Source organism: Acinetobacter sp. TUM15064 (genome assembly GCF_008980265.1).
Classification (GTDB): domain Bacteria; phylum Pseudomonadota; class Gammaproteobacteria; order Pseudomonadales; family Moraxellaceae; genus Acinetobacter.
On the sequence record NZ_BKFU01000016.1, the window covers coordinates 40,533 to 56,800 of the forward strand.

Annotated in this window: 18 protein-coding genes; 11 read left to right on the forward strand and 7 right to left on the reverse strand. The window is 42.5% G+C overall.

Features of this window, described 5'->3' with window-relative positions; all coding sequences use genetic code 11:
* The first annotated feature begins 57 nt into the window (after window positions 1–57).
* The 3 genes from GBI16_RS07290 to GBI16_RS07300 are packed head-to-tail and all read left to right on the forward strand — an operon-like array spanning window position 58 to window position 4,808.
* Window positions 58–1,395 (forward strand): MacA family efflux pump subunit, encoded by a 1,338-nt coding sequence (locus tag GBI16_RS07290; RefSeq protein WP_151706819.1) that lies wholly within the window; start codon window positions 58–60, stop codon window positions 1,393–1,395.
* Window positions 1,396–1,397: 2 nt separating this feature from the next.
* Window positions 1,398–3,389, forward strand: a complete 1,992-nt coding sequence (locus GBI16_RS07295; protein ID WP_086210469.1) for a MacB family efflux pump subunit — start codon at window positions 1,398–1,400, stop codon at window positions 3,387–3,389.
* A 9-nt stretch (window positions 3,390–3,398) separates the two neighbouring features.
* A complete protein-coding gene (locus GBI16_RS07300; RefSeq protein ID WP_086210470.1) occupies window positions 3,399–4,808 on the forward strand; it encodes an efflux transporter outer membrane subunit in 1,410 nt (469 codons plus the stop codon).
* A gap of 24 nt (window positions 4,809–4,832) precedes the next feature.
* Here GBI16_RS07300 and GBI16_RS07305 read toward each other — a convergent pair whose 3' ends face one another.
* Complete coding sequence (locus tag GBI16_RS07305) at window positions 4,833–5,249, reverse strand: hypothetical protein (protein WP_005291683.1); 417 nt, start codon at window positions 5,247–5,249, stop codon at window positions 4,833–4,835.
* 351 nt (window positions 5,250–5,600) lie between these two features.
* On the opposite strand from GBI16_RS07305, the gene GBI16_RS07310 reads away from it, so the two are divergent.
* Window positions 5,601–6,482, forward strand: a complete 882-nt coding sequence (locus tag GBI16_RS07310; protein WP_086210471.1) for a hypothetical protein — start codon at window positions 5,601–5,603, stop codon at window positions 6,480–6,482.
* A 151-nt stretch (window positions 6,483–6,633) separates the two neighbouring features.
* On the opposite strand, the gene GBI16_RS07315 is transcribed toward GBI16_RS07310, so the two are convergent.
* The 3 genes from GBI16_RS07315 to orn form a co-directional block, all read right to left on the reverse strand.
* Window positions 6,634–7,437, reverse strand: a complete 804-nt coding sequence (locus tag GBI16_RS07315; protein ID WP_086210472.1) for an enoyl-ACP reductase — start codon at window positions 7,435–7,437, stop codon at window positions 6,634–6,636.
* 144 nt (window positions 7,438–7,581) lie between these two features.
* Window positions 7,582–8,316, reverse strand: a complete 735-nt coding sequence (locus GBI16_RS07320) for a Bax inhibitor-1/YccA family protein (RefSeq protein ID WP_010327547.1) — start codon at window positions 8,314–8,316, stop codon at window positions 7,582–7,584.
* 158 nt (window positions 8,317–8,474) lie between these two features.
* Window positions 8,475–9,029 carry an oligoribonuclease gene (gene orn, locus GBI16_RS07325; protein ID WP_004697635.1) on the reverse strand — a complete coding sequence of 185 codons (555 nt, stop codon included), beginning with the start codon at window positions 9,027–9,029 and terminating at the stop codon, window positions 8,475–8,477.
* A gap of 124 nt (window positions 9,030–9,153) precedes the next feature.
* Between orn and rsgA the strand changes: the two genes are divergently transcribed.
* The 4 genes from rsgA (at window position 9,154) to secB (ending at window position 11,468) form a co-directional block, all read left to right on the forward strand.
* Window positions 9,154–10,212: a ribosome small subunit-dependent GTPase A gene (gene rsgA / locus GBI16_RS07330; RefSeq protein ID WP_086210473.1), complete on the forward strand. Its 1,059-nt coding sequence runs from the start codon at window positions 9,154–9,156 to the stop codon at window positions 10,210–10,212.
* Between the two features lie 97 nt (window positions 10,213–10,309).
* The gene (locus GBI16_RS07335; protein ID WP_086210474.1) at window positions 10,310–10,717 is read left to right on the forward strand and encodes a rhodanese-like domain-containing protein; all 408 of its coding nucleotides are present in this window, start codon (window positions 10,310–10,312) and stop codon (window positions 10,715–10,717) included.
* Between the two features lie 19 nt (window positions 10,718–10,736).
* Window positions 10,737–10,991 carry a glutaredoxin 3 gene (grxC, locus tag GBI16_RS07340; RefSeq protein ID WP_004697632.1) on the forward strand — a complete coding sequence of 85 codons (255 nt, stop codon included), beginning with the start codon at window positions 10,737–10,739 and terminating at the stop codon, window positions 10,989–10,991.
* A gap of 27 nt (window positions 10,992–11,018) precedes the next feature.
* Window positions 11,019–11,468, forward strand: coding sequence for a protein-export chaperone SecB (gene secB / locus GBI16_RS07345; RefSeq protein ID WP_086210475.1), 450 nt, complete (start codon window positions 11,019–11,021; stop codon window positions 11,466–11,468).
* Between the two features lie 60 nt (window positions 11,469–11,528).
* Here secB and GBI16_RS07350 read toward each other — a convergent pair whose 3' ends face one another.
* Window positions 11,529–11,918, reverse strand: a complete 390-nt coding sequence (locus tag GBI16_RS07350; protein WP_086210476.1) for a cytochrome b562 — start codon at window positions 11,916–11,918, stop codon at window positions 11,529–11,531.
* Between the two features lie 78 nt (window positions 11,919–11,996).
* Window positions 11,997–13,271, reverse strand: a complete 1,275-nt coding sequence (gene coaBC / locus GBI16_RS07355; RefSeq protein ID WP_086210477.1) for a bifunctional phosphopantothenoylcysteine decarboxylase/phosphopantothenate--cysteine ligase CoaBC — start codon at window positions 13,269–13,271, stop codon at window positions 11,997–11,999.
* 111 nt (window positions 13,272–13,382) lie between these two features.
* Here coaBC and radC point away from each other — a divergent pair, with 111 nt between their 5' ends.
* Together radC and GBI16_RS07365 are read left to right on the forward strand one after the other, a co-directional pair.
* Window positions 13,383–14,075 (forward strand): DNA repair protein RadC, encoded by a 693-nt coding sequence (radC, locus tag GBI16_RS07360; protein WP_086210478.1) that lies wholly within the window; start codon window positions 13,383–13,385, stop codon window positions 14,073–14,075.
* Window positions 14,076–14,150: 75 nt separating this feature from the next.
* Window positions 14,151–15,062: a bestrophin family protein gene (locus tag GBI16_RS07365; RefSeq protein ID WP_004983451.1), complete on the forward strand. Its 912-nt coding sequence runs from the start codon at window positions 14,151–14,153 to the stop codon at window positions 15,060–15,062.
* Between the two features lie 69 nt (window positions 15,063–15,131).
* Here the strand turns inward: GBI16_RS07365 and GBI16_RS07370 are convergent, their stop codons facing one another.
* On the reverse strand, window positions 15,132–15,983 hold the full coding sequence (locus GBI16_RS07370) for a PHP domain-containing protein (RefSeq protein WP_086210479.1): 852 nt from the start codon (window positions 15,981–15,983) through the stop codon (window positions 15,132–15,134).
* A gap of 44 nt (window positions 15,984–16,027) precedes the next feature.
* On the opposite strand from GBI16_RS07370, the gene GBI16_RS07375 reads away from it, so the two are divergent.
* Window positions 16,028–16,268 (forward strand): septation protein IspZ (locus tag GBI16_RS07375; RefSeq protein ID WP_171494542.1); only part of this gene is annotated, 241 nt, incomplete at its 3' end.

Here is a 16,268-nt window from a genome sequence, read left to right on the forward strand (position 1 = left end):
GATTTATCCGTATTTCGCTTCTATAATGTTCCTAATTTTGTTTACTCCCTGATTCCAATGCAAAAAATAAAAGCTTTTAAAATGATCATAGCAGTACTCTGTATTGCTGTAGTTGCTTATGTCGCATGGACATACTTCAAGCCAAAACAAGAACAACCTCAATATATTACCGAAAGTGTTAGTCGTGGCGACCTTGAAAACACGGTATTAGCTACAGGTACTTTAGATGCGACCAAACTGGTAAGTGTCGGTGCACAGGTATCAGGCCAAGTACAAAAAATGTATGTACAATTAGGGGACGAAGTCAAACAAGGACAATTAATCGCTCAAATTGATTCAACGACCCAAGAAAATAGCTTTAAAACAGCAGAAGCAAATATTAAGAATCTAGAAGCGCAGCGTCTACAACAAGAAGCCAACTTAAATGAAATGCAGTTGGCCTATAAACGTCAACAACAAATGTATGCCCAAGATGCAACATCTAAAGCAGAATTAGAATCTGCCGAAGCAAGCTATAAAACAGCCCAAGCCCAAATAAAAGCGATTGATGCACAAATTGAATCTGCAAAAGTGACCAAATCAACAGCTCAAACCAATATTAGTTATACCCGTATTGTGGCACCGACTGACGGTACCGTTGTTGCGATTGTGACTGAAGAAGGTCAAACGGTGAATGCTAATCAAAGTACACCAACCATTGTCAAAATTGCAAAACTACAAAATATGACCATTAAGGCACAGGTCAGTGAAGCAGACATTATGAAAGTGCAAAAAGGACAAGCTGTGTACTTTACAACTTTAGGGGATGACAGCAAACGTTATGCAAGTTTGCGTCAGGTTGAGCCTGCGCCAGACTCAATTACAGATGATGACACCAGTACCAGTACATCTACAAGTACAGCTATTTATTATAATGCGCTATTTGATGTGCCAAATCACGATGGCAAACTTCGTATTGATATGACAGCACAAGTATATATCGTACTTGACTCTGCAAAAAATGCCTTGCTTGTCCCTTCTTCTGCGCTTTCTACCCGCACTACAAATGCAAATCGTAGTAGTAACTCTAATACAGAGGCTGCATCTTCTGCACAAAATAAATCTGATGCAGATCATCCACAAGCTCCTCGCTTAGAGCGTCTCAAATTAAATGCTGCACAGCAACAATTGGTCAAAGACGGCAAAGCAACGGTGAGTGTCGTTCGTGTTTTACAGGCAGATGGTTCTGCTCAACCTAAACAAGTCTTGGTTGGTATTAATAACCGTGTCAATGCACAAGTTATTGCAGGCTTAAAAGAAGGTGATCAAGTGGTCATTGCTGACAGCTCTGATACTGCTGCTGCAACCGCAAACAGCAGCAACCGTCGTCGTAACGGCCCACCGATGGGAATGTAAGCATGACAAAAAGAGCCTTGCTTGAAGTCAGCAATTTGGTGCGAGAGTTTCCAGCTGGCGAAAGTACTGTACAAATTCTCAAAGGGATTGATCTGACCATTTATGAGGGTGAACTGGTTGCCATTGTCGGGCAATCGGGTTCAGGTAAATCGACCCTCATGAATATCTTAGGTTGTCTTGATCGACCAACTTCGGGTAGTTATCAGGTCAATGGACGAGAAACTGGCAAACTTGAACCAGACCAACTGGCTGAGTTGCGTCGTGAGTATTTTGGTTTCATTTTCCAGCGTTATCATCTCTTGGGTGATCTCTCAGCCGAGGGAAATGTCGAAGTTCCTGCCGTTTATGCTGGAGTGAGCCCTTATCAAAGAAAGCAGAGAGCCACTGCGCTACTGACGGAACTAGGTTTAGGTAACAAAACTCAAAACCGTCCAAGTCAACTTTCTGGGGGGCAACAACAACGTGTCTCAATTGCACGTGCGCTAATGAATGGTGGAGATGTTATTCTCGCTGATGAACCAACAGGCGCATTAGACTCGCATAGCGGTATCGAAGTAATGCGAATTTTACGCGAACTGAATGCCGCAGGCCATACCATTATTTTGGTCACTCATGACATGCAAGTGGCAAAAAATGCCTCGCGTATTATTGAAATCAGTGATGGCCTAATCATTGCCGACCGAGTTAATCAACCCGAATACGACACAGAACTACATAGAGATCCAGATGCAGAAACTGCGATTTCTGCCCAGCAAGAAAAAAATAAAAGCGTCTCAGCATGGCGCTCCTTGCTCGACCGTCTAGGTGAAGCTTTCCGCATGGCACTGTTGTCCATGAATGCTCACCGCATGCGAACTTTTTTGACCATGCTCGGTATTATTATCGGGATTGCGTCTGTCGTAACTGTAGTGGCATTAGGAAATGGCTCGCAGAAGCAGATTTTGAATAATATTAGTAGCCTAGGAACCAATACCATTACCGTATTTCAGGGACGTGGCTTCGGTGACAACTCTAAAACGGCTAATTTCAAAACGCTTGTTCCAGGCGATGCCGACGCTTTAGCAACTCAACCCTATGTGAGTGCTGTCAGCCCCATGGTGAGTTCATCCAAAACGATTCGTTATCAAGAAAATGAAGCCAGTGCCACGATCAATGGAATTGGTGCCGACTACTTTACAGTCAAAGGTCTCACCTTTAAAAGTGGACAAACCTTTGATCAGCGTAGTGTACGTGATCGTACCCAAGACGTAATCATTGATACCAACACCCAAAAACAATTCTTTAGTGACGGATCTGATCCTGTCGGTCAAGTGGTCTTACTTGGCAGCGTGCCTGCGCGCATTATTGGAATCGTGGAACCACAAAACAGTGCTATGGGCTCTGATGATACATTAAATGTCTATATGCCTTACACGACAGTAATGAGCCGTATGCTCGGTCAGAGCAATGTGCGCAATATTATTGTGCAAATCAATGATAAATATTCAACCAGTGCTGCTGAAAATGCGATTGTAAACTTACTCACCCTACGTCATGGTCAACAAGACGTATTTACCATGAACAGTGACAGTATTCGCCAAACCATTGAAAAAACCACCAGTACCATGACCCTATTGGTTTCTGCTATTGCGGTGATTTCATTGGTAGTTGGTGGTATTGGTGTGATGAATATTATGCTGGTATCGGTCACAGAACGGACGCAAGAAATTGGTGTTCGGATGGCCGTAGGTGCACGTCAGAGTGATATTTTACAGCAGTTCTTGATTGAAGCCATTCTAGTCTGCCTAATTGGTGGTGTTTTGGGTGTACTACTCTCCCTTGGACTAGGGCAAATCATTGAGAAGTTTGCAGGGGATAATTTTGCTGTGGCTTATTCCACCACGTCCATTATTGCCGCATTTGTCTGTTCAACTTTAATTGGTGTGGTGTTTGGTTTCTTACCTGCAAAAAATGCAGCCAAACTTGATCCTGTTGCAGCACTCGCTCGAGAATAAGGAAAAAATATGCCTTTTTTATTTACACGCCTTTGTACTGCAATGCTGCTTGGGAGCACATTGGTTGGTTGTGCAGCCGTGGTTAAAACCCCTTATCAAACGCCAGTCGTACAAACGCCGACTCAGTTTCAGTATGACAAAGCGACTGCACAACAACGCCAACAAGCGATTTATACCGACCAATGGTGGACGTTGTTTGGCGATACACAGCTTAATCAACTGGTCGATGCCGTGCTCGCAAAAAATGCCGATCTGGCCGTTGCAGGGATGACCTTAAAGCAAGCACGCTTACAAGCAGAACTTGCAGAAAATCAGCAAAAGCCACGTGTCAGCTCTACGGTATCTACAGGTCATCAGTTCGACTTAAACTCAGGCAATGACAGCTCAAGCGGTCTGTCTTTAGGTGCAGGTTTAAGTTATGAAGTCGATTTATTTGGTAAATTGGCCCGTCAAACTGAAGCAAAAAGATGGGAAGCTCTTGCCACCGAGCAAGATTTACAAGCCACTGCTCAAAGCTTAATTGGCACCACGGCGAAGCTATATTGGCAATTGGCCTATTATAATGAAAGCCGTATAACAGCTGAGCAAAGCCTTGCCACCTCACAAAAACTCTATGACTTGGTTAAAGTTCAGTATCAAGCTGGGGCTGTATCAGGACTGGACTTAACCCAAGCGGAACAGTCCGTACAAAGTCAAAAAGCCAGTCTAAGTCAAATTCAGCAAAGTTTGGTCGAGACCCGTACCGCAATTGCAGTGTTACTGCATATACCTGTGCAGCAGTTAAGTGTTGATGAACCACAGCGTTTACCACGTTTAGCTTTGCCAAGTATTGCAGCGGGCTTACCTGCCGACATTTTGTCACGCCGTCCAGACTTAAAAGCGGCTGAGCTACGTTTACGTGAGAGTTTAGCCACTAAAGATGCTACCACGGCGAGCTATTATCCTTCGATCAGTTTGACAGGGAATCTAGGATCAACGAGCACTTCACTAACGCAGCTGCTCAAGAACCCTGCACTAACATTAGGCGCAAGTTTAAGTCTGCCGTTCTTGCAATATAACGACATGAAACGTGACCTTGCGATTAGTCAATTAGACTATGAAAAAGCCATTGTGCAATATCGTCAGACCTTGTACCAAGCCTTTGCCGATGTGGAAAATGCACTGTCTGCACGAACTGAGTTGAGTCAACAAGTACAATTGCAACAGCAGAATTTGGAACTGGCTGAAAAAGTGGAACGTTTGACCCAAGTCCGCTATCGCTATGGTGCCGTGGCTTTAAAAACCTTATTGGACCAACAAGAAACCACTCGCACTGCGCGCTTAACATTGGTCAATACCAAACAAAGCCAATACAACGCTTATGTCACGCTGATGCAAGCTTTGGGCGGAAGTCCTGTAAAAGAACTAGTAAAACAATAGTCCTAGCGCTATGGCTTTGTTCTCTTATTCTTTCACCAGATCTGGATTATTCTGGATCTGGTGAATACGTTTAATCTTGTCCTGATCATCAAAAACAACTTCATACGAAAGTTGCTGACCATTGAAATACATCTCTGTTGGAGAGCCAATCACTTCCCAAAGACCAATGGTGGCAATATCCGCAGTCGTGTGCCATAGCGTTCGGCTGATTCTGGCTGCTTTTGAGTAGCCTTGCTGGAAGGTATAAATCTCTTTACGTTCACCATTTACAGTTTCTGAAGTGACGGGTGCACCCAATTCGGAAATCACATAATTTCGATGTTTCCCCACCTCCAAAACTGCCATATTCTTTTTATGTGGCTGGTTACTTGCCATCACTGCAGCACAACCTTGAAGTGAAAGAAGAGTGACTAATCCCAAAACAACAGCTATTTTCTTCACGCTTTTTGACCTACCCCTAAAGCTAAAAAATAATATGTTTATCGACATTCTATTTAGAATTTTCGATTAAACAAAAAACCAGCCTTAATTAGCATATAAAGAATAGGATGACAAACAAATGATTAGTTATATTTGTTGATATATTTTAAATGATCGCTATTTTTTGAATTAAACCTTACATCAAAACTTATAAGACTATGTTCACCAGAGTTTTTTATATTGACGTAAATCTTGCTGTTTTATATGCTGATCAAAATATAATTACATTATATAGCTACAAAATTGATTTTATGGCATTTTCATTTTGGTTAAGCGGTAAGTCTACCGTGTAACTGTAGTTAAGCAGGAAAAGTGTTGGCAGAAGCGAAGGTAAATAAGCGTGAGTGGCACGGCACTCATCATTCTTGGAGCTACCATCCCCAAGCATTCCGTTGGTCGGGCGAGATGATATCTGGAATCAATATCTTGCCTATTGCAACGGAAATGCGCGCATGGATGATGCAACGTGGGCTGCTATCTCTTATGCCCCCTGAAGAACCAAGCAATAAAGGCGGATTTACAAATCCATACACAACTAGTGGTATTACCTTATCTCTTCTGATGAGCAGAATAATAAATTGCTCACATGACTTTACAAGTAACCCAGATTGTAATCTTGATGAGGTGGACTCAGAAATTGAAAGGCTAAGACTTAATAACGAAATACTATTGTACTCTGCACGATTATGCGAAGTTGCAATTAAACAGCTTTTATACTGCACGCAAATACCGGAAAAAAGATATAAAAAAATGGCATTGGGTCAACTACTTGAATCTCCATGCCCATCGTGCAAAAGGGCTAATGGAAAAGAGCCTCATCTGGTTTCTTTGGTCGGCACTCTGGCACATCCTTATCACTTGTGTTTTGAATTTGAGCACTGTGCGATGGACCATATGAATATAGTTAACAAGCTGAGAAACTCTAACTCAGCTCATTCTGATATTGAAGGTCTGAATATAAGAACCCCTAGCATCTCTAGATCTCAGCATTTTCAGCAAAGTACTGAAATCTTGAGTGATGTTGCGCATATGCTGTCACATATCGAACATTTAGAGCAAAAGATGATTAGCGACTTACAAGCAAAAGGCAACGCCATAAATCGTCTTAAACTAGACGGATTAAAGGCAGAAGACTGTAACTTTAACTTGGTTCCATGTGTGGATTTTAATTTTCACTCGCCAAAACATGCCTAACAATGCCATTAACTCGGACGGATTTTTCGCTCCCGTTGGTCGCGAAAAACCGCTGGTGATGGCTGACGTTATATTTTTGAACTTCCTTATCTCACTTCAAAAATAAAGCCGCTCTAAAAGCGGCTTTATCAAATAATTTAGAGCAATCTAATTATTCATCATCCATCATGCTTTGGCTCATACCAACCGTATTAAAGCCACCATCAACATACATGATTTCGCCTGTAATACCTGAAGCCCACGGTGAGCAAAGGAACAATGCAGCATTGCCCACTTCTTCAATGGTCACATTACGTTTTAGTGGTGCAATCTTTTCATTGGCATCTAACATTTTACGGAAAGACTTGATGCCTGATGCTGCCAAAGTACGGATTGGGCCCGCAGAAATTGCATTCACACGAATCCCTTCTGCACCCAAGCTTGAAGCCAAATAACGTACACCCGCTTCTAATGATGCCTTCGCCATACCCATCACGTTGTAGTTTGGCATCACGCGCTCAGAACCTTGGTAAGTCAAGGTCAATAAGCACCCTTGACGTGCAACCAATAATGGCTTCGCTGCACGTGCCATCGCAATGAAACTATATGCACTGATGTCATGCGCCACTTTAAAGCCATCACGATCCGTTACATCAGTAAAGTCACCATCTAAGGTATGTGCAGGTGCAAAACCAATCGAATGCACTACACCATCTAAACCATCCCAATGTTTTGCCAATTCAACAAAAGTCTGTTCAATTTCAGTATCAATAGCCACATCACACGGTAGAACAATCGTTGAACCAAATTGTGCTGCAAATTCATCCACACGTTTTTTCAGTTTTTCATTTGGATAAGTAAACGCAAGTTCCGCACCTTCGCGGTGAAGCGCTTGAGCAATACCAAATGCAATTGATAATTTACTTGCAATACCTGCGATTAAAAAACGCTTTCCAGCCAATAGTCCTTGTGCCATGTGACTCTCACTCAAAATAATTTATCTGCATAATGCCAAGTTTAAGTTGAAACCGAAATTGCATAATGCGCCTTTTTTCAATTCATCAACATTCAATAACACATACGACCCGATGAAGGGGCGTATGTGTTAAGACTCGATAAATTAGTCATCGCCACGTAGCATGCTGAGTAGACGCAAGAATGAATAGTACATCCACACCAAAGTCGCTAGTAGTGCAATACCACACAGCCACTCCATCGCTTTCGGCGCGTGTTGTGCCGCAGCACTTTCAATCAAATCAAAATCTAAAATTAAGTTCAGTGATGCAATCACTGCAACAAAAGCAGCAAAACCTAGACCTAATAAGTTATTTTCAAATAAAAATGGAATGCTTGAACCAAAAGCCAAACGCATGACCATCTGCACCACAAAGACAATTGCGATGGCAATTGAAGCCGACATCACCACAGATTTGAATTTTTCTGTGGCACGAATAATTTGAAAACGATACAAACCAAACATCACCAAAGTGGTGACAAAAGTTGCCAATAGTGCTTGTAAAGGCACACCCGGATATTTCAATTGGAAAATGACCGATACCCCTCCCAAAAAAGCACCTTCAAACAAGGCATAAGGAATAGCAAGAGTTCGAGCGGTATTCGGTTTAAAGGTTGCAATGAGGCCTAAAATTAGACCACCAATCGCGCCGACTAAGGTTGCAGCATAAGCCAGCGAAATATTTAGGGTCATGAAACAGTAGAAAAACAGCGCCATACCGACCACAGCCGCAATCACTGTAAGTAATACAGACTTCTGAATAGCACCTTGAACAGTCATCGGTTGACTATAATCCGCATGTGTTTCCACGCGGTTCAAAATAGGGTTATTACTTTGCATAACTCAACTCTTTGTTATAATTTAATTAATTTACTTTATCATAAAGCTTGTTTTAAACTTGTATAGCAAAAAAGTGTTTCTTTTTTCTACACAAACACCCTCAGCTTTATTCTATTCGATTTCAATAAAAAAGAGGCTAACGCCTCTTTCTTTAGTACTTATTTATTCATAATAAAAAAGTATTCGCGATAATACTTCAGTTCTGCAATCGAATCACGAATGTCATCCATCGCTAAGTGTGAAGCATTCTTTTTCAAGCCACTCATAATTTCTGGACGCCAGCGTTTAGCCAACTCTTTAACCGAAGACACATCTAAATTACGATAATGGAAATATTGTTCCATTTCAGGCATTAAACGGTGTAAAAAACGACGGTCTTGGCAGATTGAATTGCCACACATTGGTGAGCTTTTTGGATTGACCCATTTCTTTAGAAATTCTAAAGTTTGCTGCTCAGCATCTTGCGCAGTCAATTTACTGCGACGTACACGTTCAATTAAGCCTGATTGACCATGTTGGCGAGTGTTCCACTCATCCATTGCATTTAGTACGCGATCTGGCTGATGTACAGCAAGCACAGGCCCTTCAGCTAAAATATTTAAGTTATCATCCGTCACAATTGTAGCAACTTCAATAATTTGGTCGTTATCAGTATCGAGACCTGTCATTTCAAGGTCAATCCAAATCAAACGCGTATCAGCGGTGCTGCTCATAAATGTGCAATCTTATTCGGCTTAAAAACGATGATAGTAGCAAATTAATTGCTTCGATGCTGTAACTGCTACCCTGCTTCGTGCTATTTTTGCCATCTTGAATTCATGGTTTTTTAGGATATGAATGGCTTTAATTCGTAAACGTCGTTTAACTGAACAGCAACAACGTCGCATTCAGAAACAACAGCAAACACGTCAAGAAGATATCGACACTTCAAATGATTTAGAAGGCTTGGTGGTACAACACTATGGCCGTCAGCTTGAAGTGCAAGCCCTTACGACCCCAGATCCACATCCCATCAAACCAACGGTACAAGCAGGCGAACCTGAACCGTTTTGGAAACCGATTGAACTCGGCAGTATTTGGCGCTGTCATACACGTACCAACCTCGAACTATTGGTCACAGGTGATCGTGTCAAATGGCAAGCCGACCCAAATACAGGACTGGGAATCATCAATGCCATACAGCCACGTCAGTCCCTACTGACTCGTCCAGACCGTTACCATAAAGTGAAACCTGTCGCTGCCAATATCAGATTGATTGTAATTGTGTTTGCGCCACTGCCTGAGCCTGCACCAGGTCTAATTGACCGTTATTTGGTGGCCTGTGCCGATGCCAATATTCCAGCACTGTTGGTGCTGAATAAAACCGATTTACTCAAAGACAATGACCCAATTTTAGCGTTGATTGCGGAATATCAAGCCTTAGGCTATGAAGTGATGCAAACACAAGCCGATGGTGACTTAACGGCTCTGACCCAGCGTTTAAAAAATGAAACGGTAGCCTTTGTCGGTCAGTCTGGTGTTGGCAAAAGCACCCTGATTAATGCCATCGTGCCTGACGCTGCACAAAAAACCAATGTGATTTCTGAAAACTCAGCCTTAGGGCAGCACACCACGACCTCTACCCGTTTGATTGGTTTTGGCGAAGGTGCCTCGCTGATTGACTCACCGGGAATTCGTGAGTTCGGTTTATGGCATTTAGATGCCGACAAAGTGCAACATGGTTTTCCTGAAATTGAAAACTTATTGGGCTACTGTCAGTTCCGTAACTGTACCCATAAACATGAAAAACAATGCGCTTTACGCTTAGCTGCGGCAAATGGTGAAATTTTAACGCGCCGTTTAGACAGCTATTTACGTCTGATTGATGAAATTGCTGAAGCTCAGCAAAAAAATTAATTTTTATTCAACCTTAGCCCTTGAAGCGGTGATTTTGATCACCATATTTTATGAGCTATACTCTCTAGCAATTTTTGAATTGTAATTTAGGTGACTTGTGGAACGTTGGTTGGAGTTTATGGGGAATCACCCCTTCTTATTTGGAACACTTGCGGTATTGGTTGTTTTGTTTTTCGTACTTGAAGGACAACGCAATGGTCGCAAAATTTCACCACAATCTTTAGGTATTTTAGTGAAAGCTAAAAATGCCATGTTGATTGACTTACGTGATGCCAAAGATTTCCGTGAAGGTCATATCAGTGGAAGTCGCAACATTCCCTACAGCCAAATTACCAAACATGTTGAAGAGTTAAAAGCTGCAGATCGTCCACTCGTGTTCATCTGTAACTTAGGTCAAGTGGCAGGCACTGCTTTACAACAAGTTGCGCATACTGACAGCTATCGTTTAGATGGCGGGATTAGCAACTGGAAAGCTCAAGGCTTACCACTGGTCAAAGCTAAATAATTCGCACAAGGAGAAACTCATGGCTCAAGTCACTATTTACTCAACGACTGTATGTCCATATTGCGTTCGCGCAAAACAGCTTCTTGAGCGTAAAGGCGTTGAATATAAAGAAATTAATTTATCTAAAGAAGCGCCTGAAGTCCGCATTGAATTGATGCAACGTACCAATCACCGTACGGTCCCACAAATTTTTATTGATGACCAATTTATTGGTGGTTTTGATCAACTTTATGCTTTAGAGCGTGAAGGCAAACTCGACCAACTATTGGCATAATTAGCTCAGCATATTAAGGATTAGAAAATGAGTGAAGCTCAACCACAACTTGCTTTAGAACGTATTTACACAAAAGATATTTCTTTTGAAGTCCCTGGGGCGCAAGTTTTTACCAAAGAATGGCAACCAGAGTTGAACATCAACTTGTCATCTTCTGCTGAAAAAGTTGATCCAACTCACTACGAAGTTTCACTTAAAGTGGTTGTACAAGCAAACAATGCAGGCGACACGGCGTTTATCGTCGATGTCACTCAAGCGGGTATTTTCCTTGTAGATGCTGTTGAAGAAGAACGTCTTCCATACATCTTAGGTGCATATTGTCCAAACATTTTATTCCCGTTCCTTCGTGAAGCGGTGAATGACATGGTGACTAAAGGTAGCTTCCCACAATTGTTACTTACACCAATTAACTTTGATGCTGAGTTCGAAGCAAATATGCAGCGTGCTCAAGCCGCTGCTGTTGAAGGTCAAGCTTAAACTTTTAAGCCCTTCAAACATAAAAAAGACCGCTTTTGCGGTCTTTTTTATTGTACTGAATTATTTAAACGTTTTATGACCTTGCTGCTTAATGGCTTCAAACTTGGCTGAACTTTGTTTGGCTTCAGTCAACTTTCCTGCATGTACGAGATGTTGAGCATGTTCAATCTCTTGAGATAATACATCAAAACTTTGCTCATATTGCTTCACTTGAGCACTGTCTTTTGCTTGTTTCGCTAATTTTCCGGGCTTATTTTGTTTGGCAGTTACTGCGGCTTTTTGCATTTCAGTTAATGCGTTATTTGCCTCTGTGGCAGTCTGGGCTTGAGCAAAAGCCTTTGAGTTCTTCGCCAAAGATTTCATCGCGCCTTCTAGCACTTCCGATGCTTGTGCAAATCCTGCCAAACATATACCACTGCTCAACAGCATGACCTTTAATAGTGTTTTCATTCTTATTCCTATGAGTTTGCAAAAAAAAATGCAGCCTAAGGCTGCATTAAATATGGCAAAAACTAAGAACGATGTAAATTAAAAATCATCATCACTTTCAGGGTCTCGGTGTAAAGCATCATGAATCGCTTCAACCAACTGCAACGCAATTTCTTGTTTCGACGCTTTTTCCAAATCGCGCTTTTGCATTTTATAATGTTCTGCAAAAAAGACTATCATCGCATTTTCATCAGAAGCAAAACCAATATCAGGGCGTGACACATCATTACAGGCAATCATATCGAGCTTTTTCGCCACCAATTTACCTGCAGCATATTCTTCGACATTGCGTGTTTCTGCTGCAAAGCCAACCATGAACGGGCGTTTATCTTGCTGTGCAATGGTCGCCACAATATCAGGGTTTTTGATTAAAGAAACATTGAGCTCATCCCCTGCTTTCTTAATCTTATGCTCTGCAACTTCTGCAACGCGATAGTCTGCAACAGCAGCAGTCGCGATAAACACATCACAGCCTTCATCCAACATTTGCATACTGATATCCAACATTTTCATGGCAGATGAAACATTGATCCGGCGTACACCATTCGGCGTGTCTAAGCTGACAGGACCTGCAATTAAAGTCACTTTGGCTCCAGCCGCATAACATGCAGCGGCAAGAGCAAAGCCCATTTTACCCGTACTGTGGTTGGAAATATAACGCACAGGATCAATCGCTTCACGCGTTGGCCCAGCAGTAATGGTGACTTTTTTACCGGCCAGCATCCCAAATTTTTCAGCCATGGCACGCTGCGCTTTATGGAAGTATTCCGTTACCTGATGCGCCAAATCCTCGGGCTCAGGCATACGGCCTAAACCAACATCACCACAAGCTTGAGCACCCGCATCTGGCATGATTACATGCACGCCATCGTCTACCAAAGTCGCTAAATTACGCTGCGTCGCTTTTGCTGCCCACATTTGTTGGTTCATGGCAGGTGCAACCCACACAGGGGCTTTGGTGGCTAAATATAAAGTAGAAAGCAGGTCATCAGCTAAACCCGCAGCAAACTTTGCAATGGTGTTACAACTAGCAGGCGCAACCAAAAGCAAGTCTGCCCAGCGTGCCAGCTCAATATGCCCCATGCCCGCTTCGGCTTCAGGGTCTAACAATTCAGTATGCACAGGATTGCCTGACAAGGCTTGGAATGTTAATGGGGTAATAAAGGCTTGTGCGCCTTCGGTCATGACCACACGGACTTGAAAACCTGCGTCTTTTAAACGACGAACTAAGATGGCACTTTTATAGGCAGCAATACCGCCCGTAACAGCTAAAAGGATATTTTTATTTGGAATCACACTGAGATCAAAGCTCACGAACAGGCTACCTTTCTGTTGCAGTGGCGCTCACAATAGCATTAAATAGTCTTATACCCAATAATCGGTTGGGTCATGTTCCTCAAATTAAGAATAAAAAAGTATAAAAGAATGTACTTATCTATAAAAAAATGGCCCGAACAAGAACGGCCACGTGAACGCTTGTTACAACAAGGGCCTGCCAGCCTCTCTGATGCGGAACTACTGGCTATTTTTATCCGCTCGGGCTCAACACAACATTCTGCGGTCGAATTGGCCCGTCTGCTGTTACAGCATTTCGGCAGTCTGAATGCCGTTTTCGATGCTGAACTGCCCGAACTCAGCCAATTTCACGGCATTGGTCCGACCAAGTATTCACAATTAATGGCCGTCAAAGAATTGGGACGACGCTACAGTAGTCAGCAGCTCAAGCAAGAAAAGTTAGAGCTCAATCATTCAGCTCAGTTACTCAAGTTTTTACAATATGAATTTTCAAGCGAGAACCAAGAGGTTTTTGCCGTACTCTGTCTCGATGCACATTTAAGAAAAATAAACTTTAAAAAGTTGTTCTTTGGTGCAGTAAATTCTTGTGAAATCTCGATCAACCAATTGCTACGTTATTGTATTGCTCAACATGCTACCTTTATGGTGATTGCCCATAACCATCCGCTTGGAAAAGCTCAGCCCTCCGCGGCGGATATCGGACTGACCGAGCGTATTCTTCAAGCCAGTCAGCTCGTGGACATTCAACTGATTGATCATTTTATTTTATCGCCTGAAGGTACATTTTCTTTTGCTGAACACGACCTGATCCAACCCACTTAAATATGCAGACAAATGATTGACAAATACGGTGACAAATATGAAGATCAAGCAAAATTGTAAAAGAATTCTAATCACATGATTGTGCGTGATCAGCCCAGTATTTTTAAGGTGCTTTTTTCATGGCGTGGCACCATTCTTCCCAAAGTTTTACCCCCTTTGGGCGTGGTCATGTTGGTCTCTGCCATTATTGGCATTTTGTCCTATGTCGGCTATTTTCATTTCCCTGAACTGCCCTTGGTCGGCTTCACCCTCATTGGGGTGGTACTTTCCATTTTCCTCGGCTTTAAAAATAGTGCCTGCTATGACCGTTGGTGGGAAGCACGGAAGCTATGGGGTATTTTAATTGCCAATTCACGTCACTTTGACCGTGACTGTCGTATCTTGACTCAAGGTCGCCGTGAACGTGTGATTCAACATGTGATTGTCTTTGCCAATGTCTTGCGTGACCGTTTACGCCATCAAACAGCCAATCCTACCGAGCTGGTGGAAACCAGTGGCCTAAGTCAAAATGCACTGACTCAGCTGTATCAACAAGCCAATGCCCCGCAGTACACCCTCAGTTTGATTCAGTGGGAGTTAATGCAAGCATTAAAAGAAGGTGAAATTAGCGACATTGTGTATGCACAGTTGAATCAGCATGTTGCTGACCTAAGTGTAGTGCAAACCGGTTGTGACCGTATTGCGACAACACCGCTACCTTTTGCCTACTCGGTATTACTCAATCGTACGGTGTATTTTTTCTGCCTCATTTTACCGTTTAGCTTGGGCTCAACTTTAGGTATTTTCACCCCGCTTTTGGTTGGTGTGTTGGCCTATACCTTCTTAGGACTCGATGCTTTAAGCTCGGAAATTGAAGAACCTTTCGGAACGCAAAGTAATGATTTGCCGCTGGACTCGATGGTGCGTACTATTGAAATTGAACTGCTTGGGACTTTAGGTAAACCGACACCTCCCCCGATTCAAGCACAAGACAATAATCTACTCTAAGCGAACTCACACTTACCTTCTCTTAGGCCATATATAGCTCATGGAGAAGGTAGCGATCCTCAAAAACATTTAGATAAAACTATCCCAAATCCCCACTTGTCCCTCTTTGACTCTGGGAATATTGCCCAATTTAATCCATGGCATATTGTCACCATGAAAATCACTACCGACTGATACTTTTAAACCATGCTCGGCAATCATCCGATCCACCATTTGACGGGTAGAGGTCGGTTCAACACTGGGTGGCAACTCAACTGCATCTCCACCAAACTGCGCAAAGATTTCAATCAGGTAGCGAATATTGGTGGCCGATAAATCATAACGTGTCGGATGCGCCAATACTGCAAAACCGCCACTGGCATGAATCACCTGAATGGTTTCTTCTAAGCCCAGTCCATCAAATTTCACGTAGGCTTTTTTGCCTTCTTTAATATATTTATCAAACGCTTGTTGCGCGCGACTCACATACTTTTTTTCAACCAAGGTCTTGGCAATATGGGTTCGAGTCACGCGGTCAGGCATCTGTTCAACTTTCGCCAAAACATCGAGATAAATATCCTCACCAATCAGTGGAATCAATAAATCACAAATTTCTTTGGCGCGGCGCGCGCGGATTTGTTTTTGCTGTTCAAGACATTTTTGTAGTGGCTCTAAATCTTGCATATTCAATGCAACCACATGCACGCCATAGTTTTTCTTAGTCGAGGGTCTCGACCACTGACTGGAAATTTCTACACCTGAAATAATACGCATCGCATGCGACTTTGCAGCCAACTCTGCTAAAGCAAGGCCATCCATGGTGTCATGGTCTGTCAAAGCCAAGGTATGAATACCTTTTTCCGCTGCAGCATCAACCAATTGCTTCGGTGTAAAAGTGCCATCAGAAATATTGCTGTGAGTATGTAAATCTACGCCTTCCATCACTTATACTAGCTATTTATTTGAACAGATTTAGATACTCTAACATGAAAGCACTTTTAGACTTTGTGCCGCTGATCATTTTCTTTTATTTATATAAAACTGTAGATCCGAAAAATACTGATCACCCATTACTTCAATTGATTGGTTCTGCTGGGGGTGTCGATAATAATAATATTCTTGTAGCCACCACAGGTTTAATTATTTCGATGCTGATGGTTTACGGCGCACTGTTCTTCATGCAAACGTTCCGTTTAGACAAACAACAGTGGATTGTGTTGTTTCTGA

Coding starts and splice junctions, on each gene's coding strand:
- GBI16_RS07290 (WP_151706819.1), top strand. CDS start 58: ATGCAAAAAATAAAAGCTTTTAAAATGATCATAGCAGTACTCTGTATT.
- GBI16_RS07295 (WP_086210469.1), top strand. CDS start 1,398: ATGACAAAAAGAGCCTTGCTTGAAGTCAGCAATTTGGTGCGAGAGTTT.
- GBI16_RS07300 (WP_086210470.1), top strand. CDS start 3,399: ATGCCTTTTTTATTTACACGCCTTTGTACTGCAATGCTGCTTGGGAGC.
- GBI16_RS07315 (WP_086210472.1), bottom strand. CDS start 7,437: ATGGCACAAGGACTATTGGCTGGAAAGCGTTTTTTAATCGCAGGTATT.
- GBI16_RS07320 (WP_010327547.1), bottom strand. CDS start 8,316: ATGCAAAGTAATAACCCTATTTTGAACCGCGTGGAAACACATGCGGAT.
- orn (WP_004697635.1), bottom strand. CDS start 9,029: ATGAGCAGCACCGCTGATACGCGTTTGATTTGGATTGACCTTGAAATG.
- rsgA (WP_086210473.1), top strand. CDS start 9,154: ATGGCTTTAATTCGTAAACGTCGTTTAACTGAACAGCAACAACGTCGC.
- grxC (WP_004697632.1), top strand. CDS start 10,737: ATGGCTCAAGTCACTATTTACTCAACGACTGTATGTCCATATTGCGTT.
- secB (WP_086210475.1), top strand. CDS start 11,019: ATGAGTGAAGCTCAACCACAACTTGCTTTAGAACGTATTTACACAAAA.
- GBI16_RS07350 (WP_086210476.1), bottom strand. CDS start 11,918: ATGAAAACACTATTAAAGGTCATGCTGTTGAGCAGTGGTATATGTTTG.
- radC (WP_086210478.1), top strand. CDS start 13,383: ATGTACTTATCTATAAAAAAATGGCCCGAACAAGAACGGCCACGTGAA.
- GBI16_RS07365 (WP_004983451.1), top strand. CDS start 14,151: ATGATTGTGCGTGATCAGCCCAGTATTTTTAAGGTGCTTTTTTCATGG.
- GBI16_RS07370 (WP_086210479.1), bottom strand. CDS start 15,983: ATGGAAGGCGTAGATTTACATACTCACAGCAATATTTCTGATGGCACT.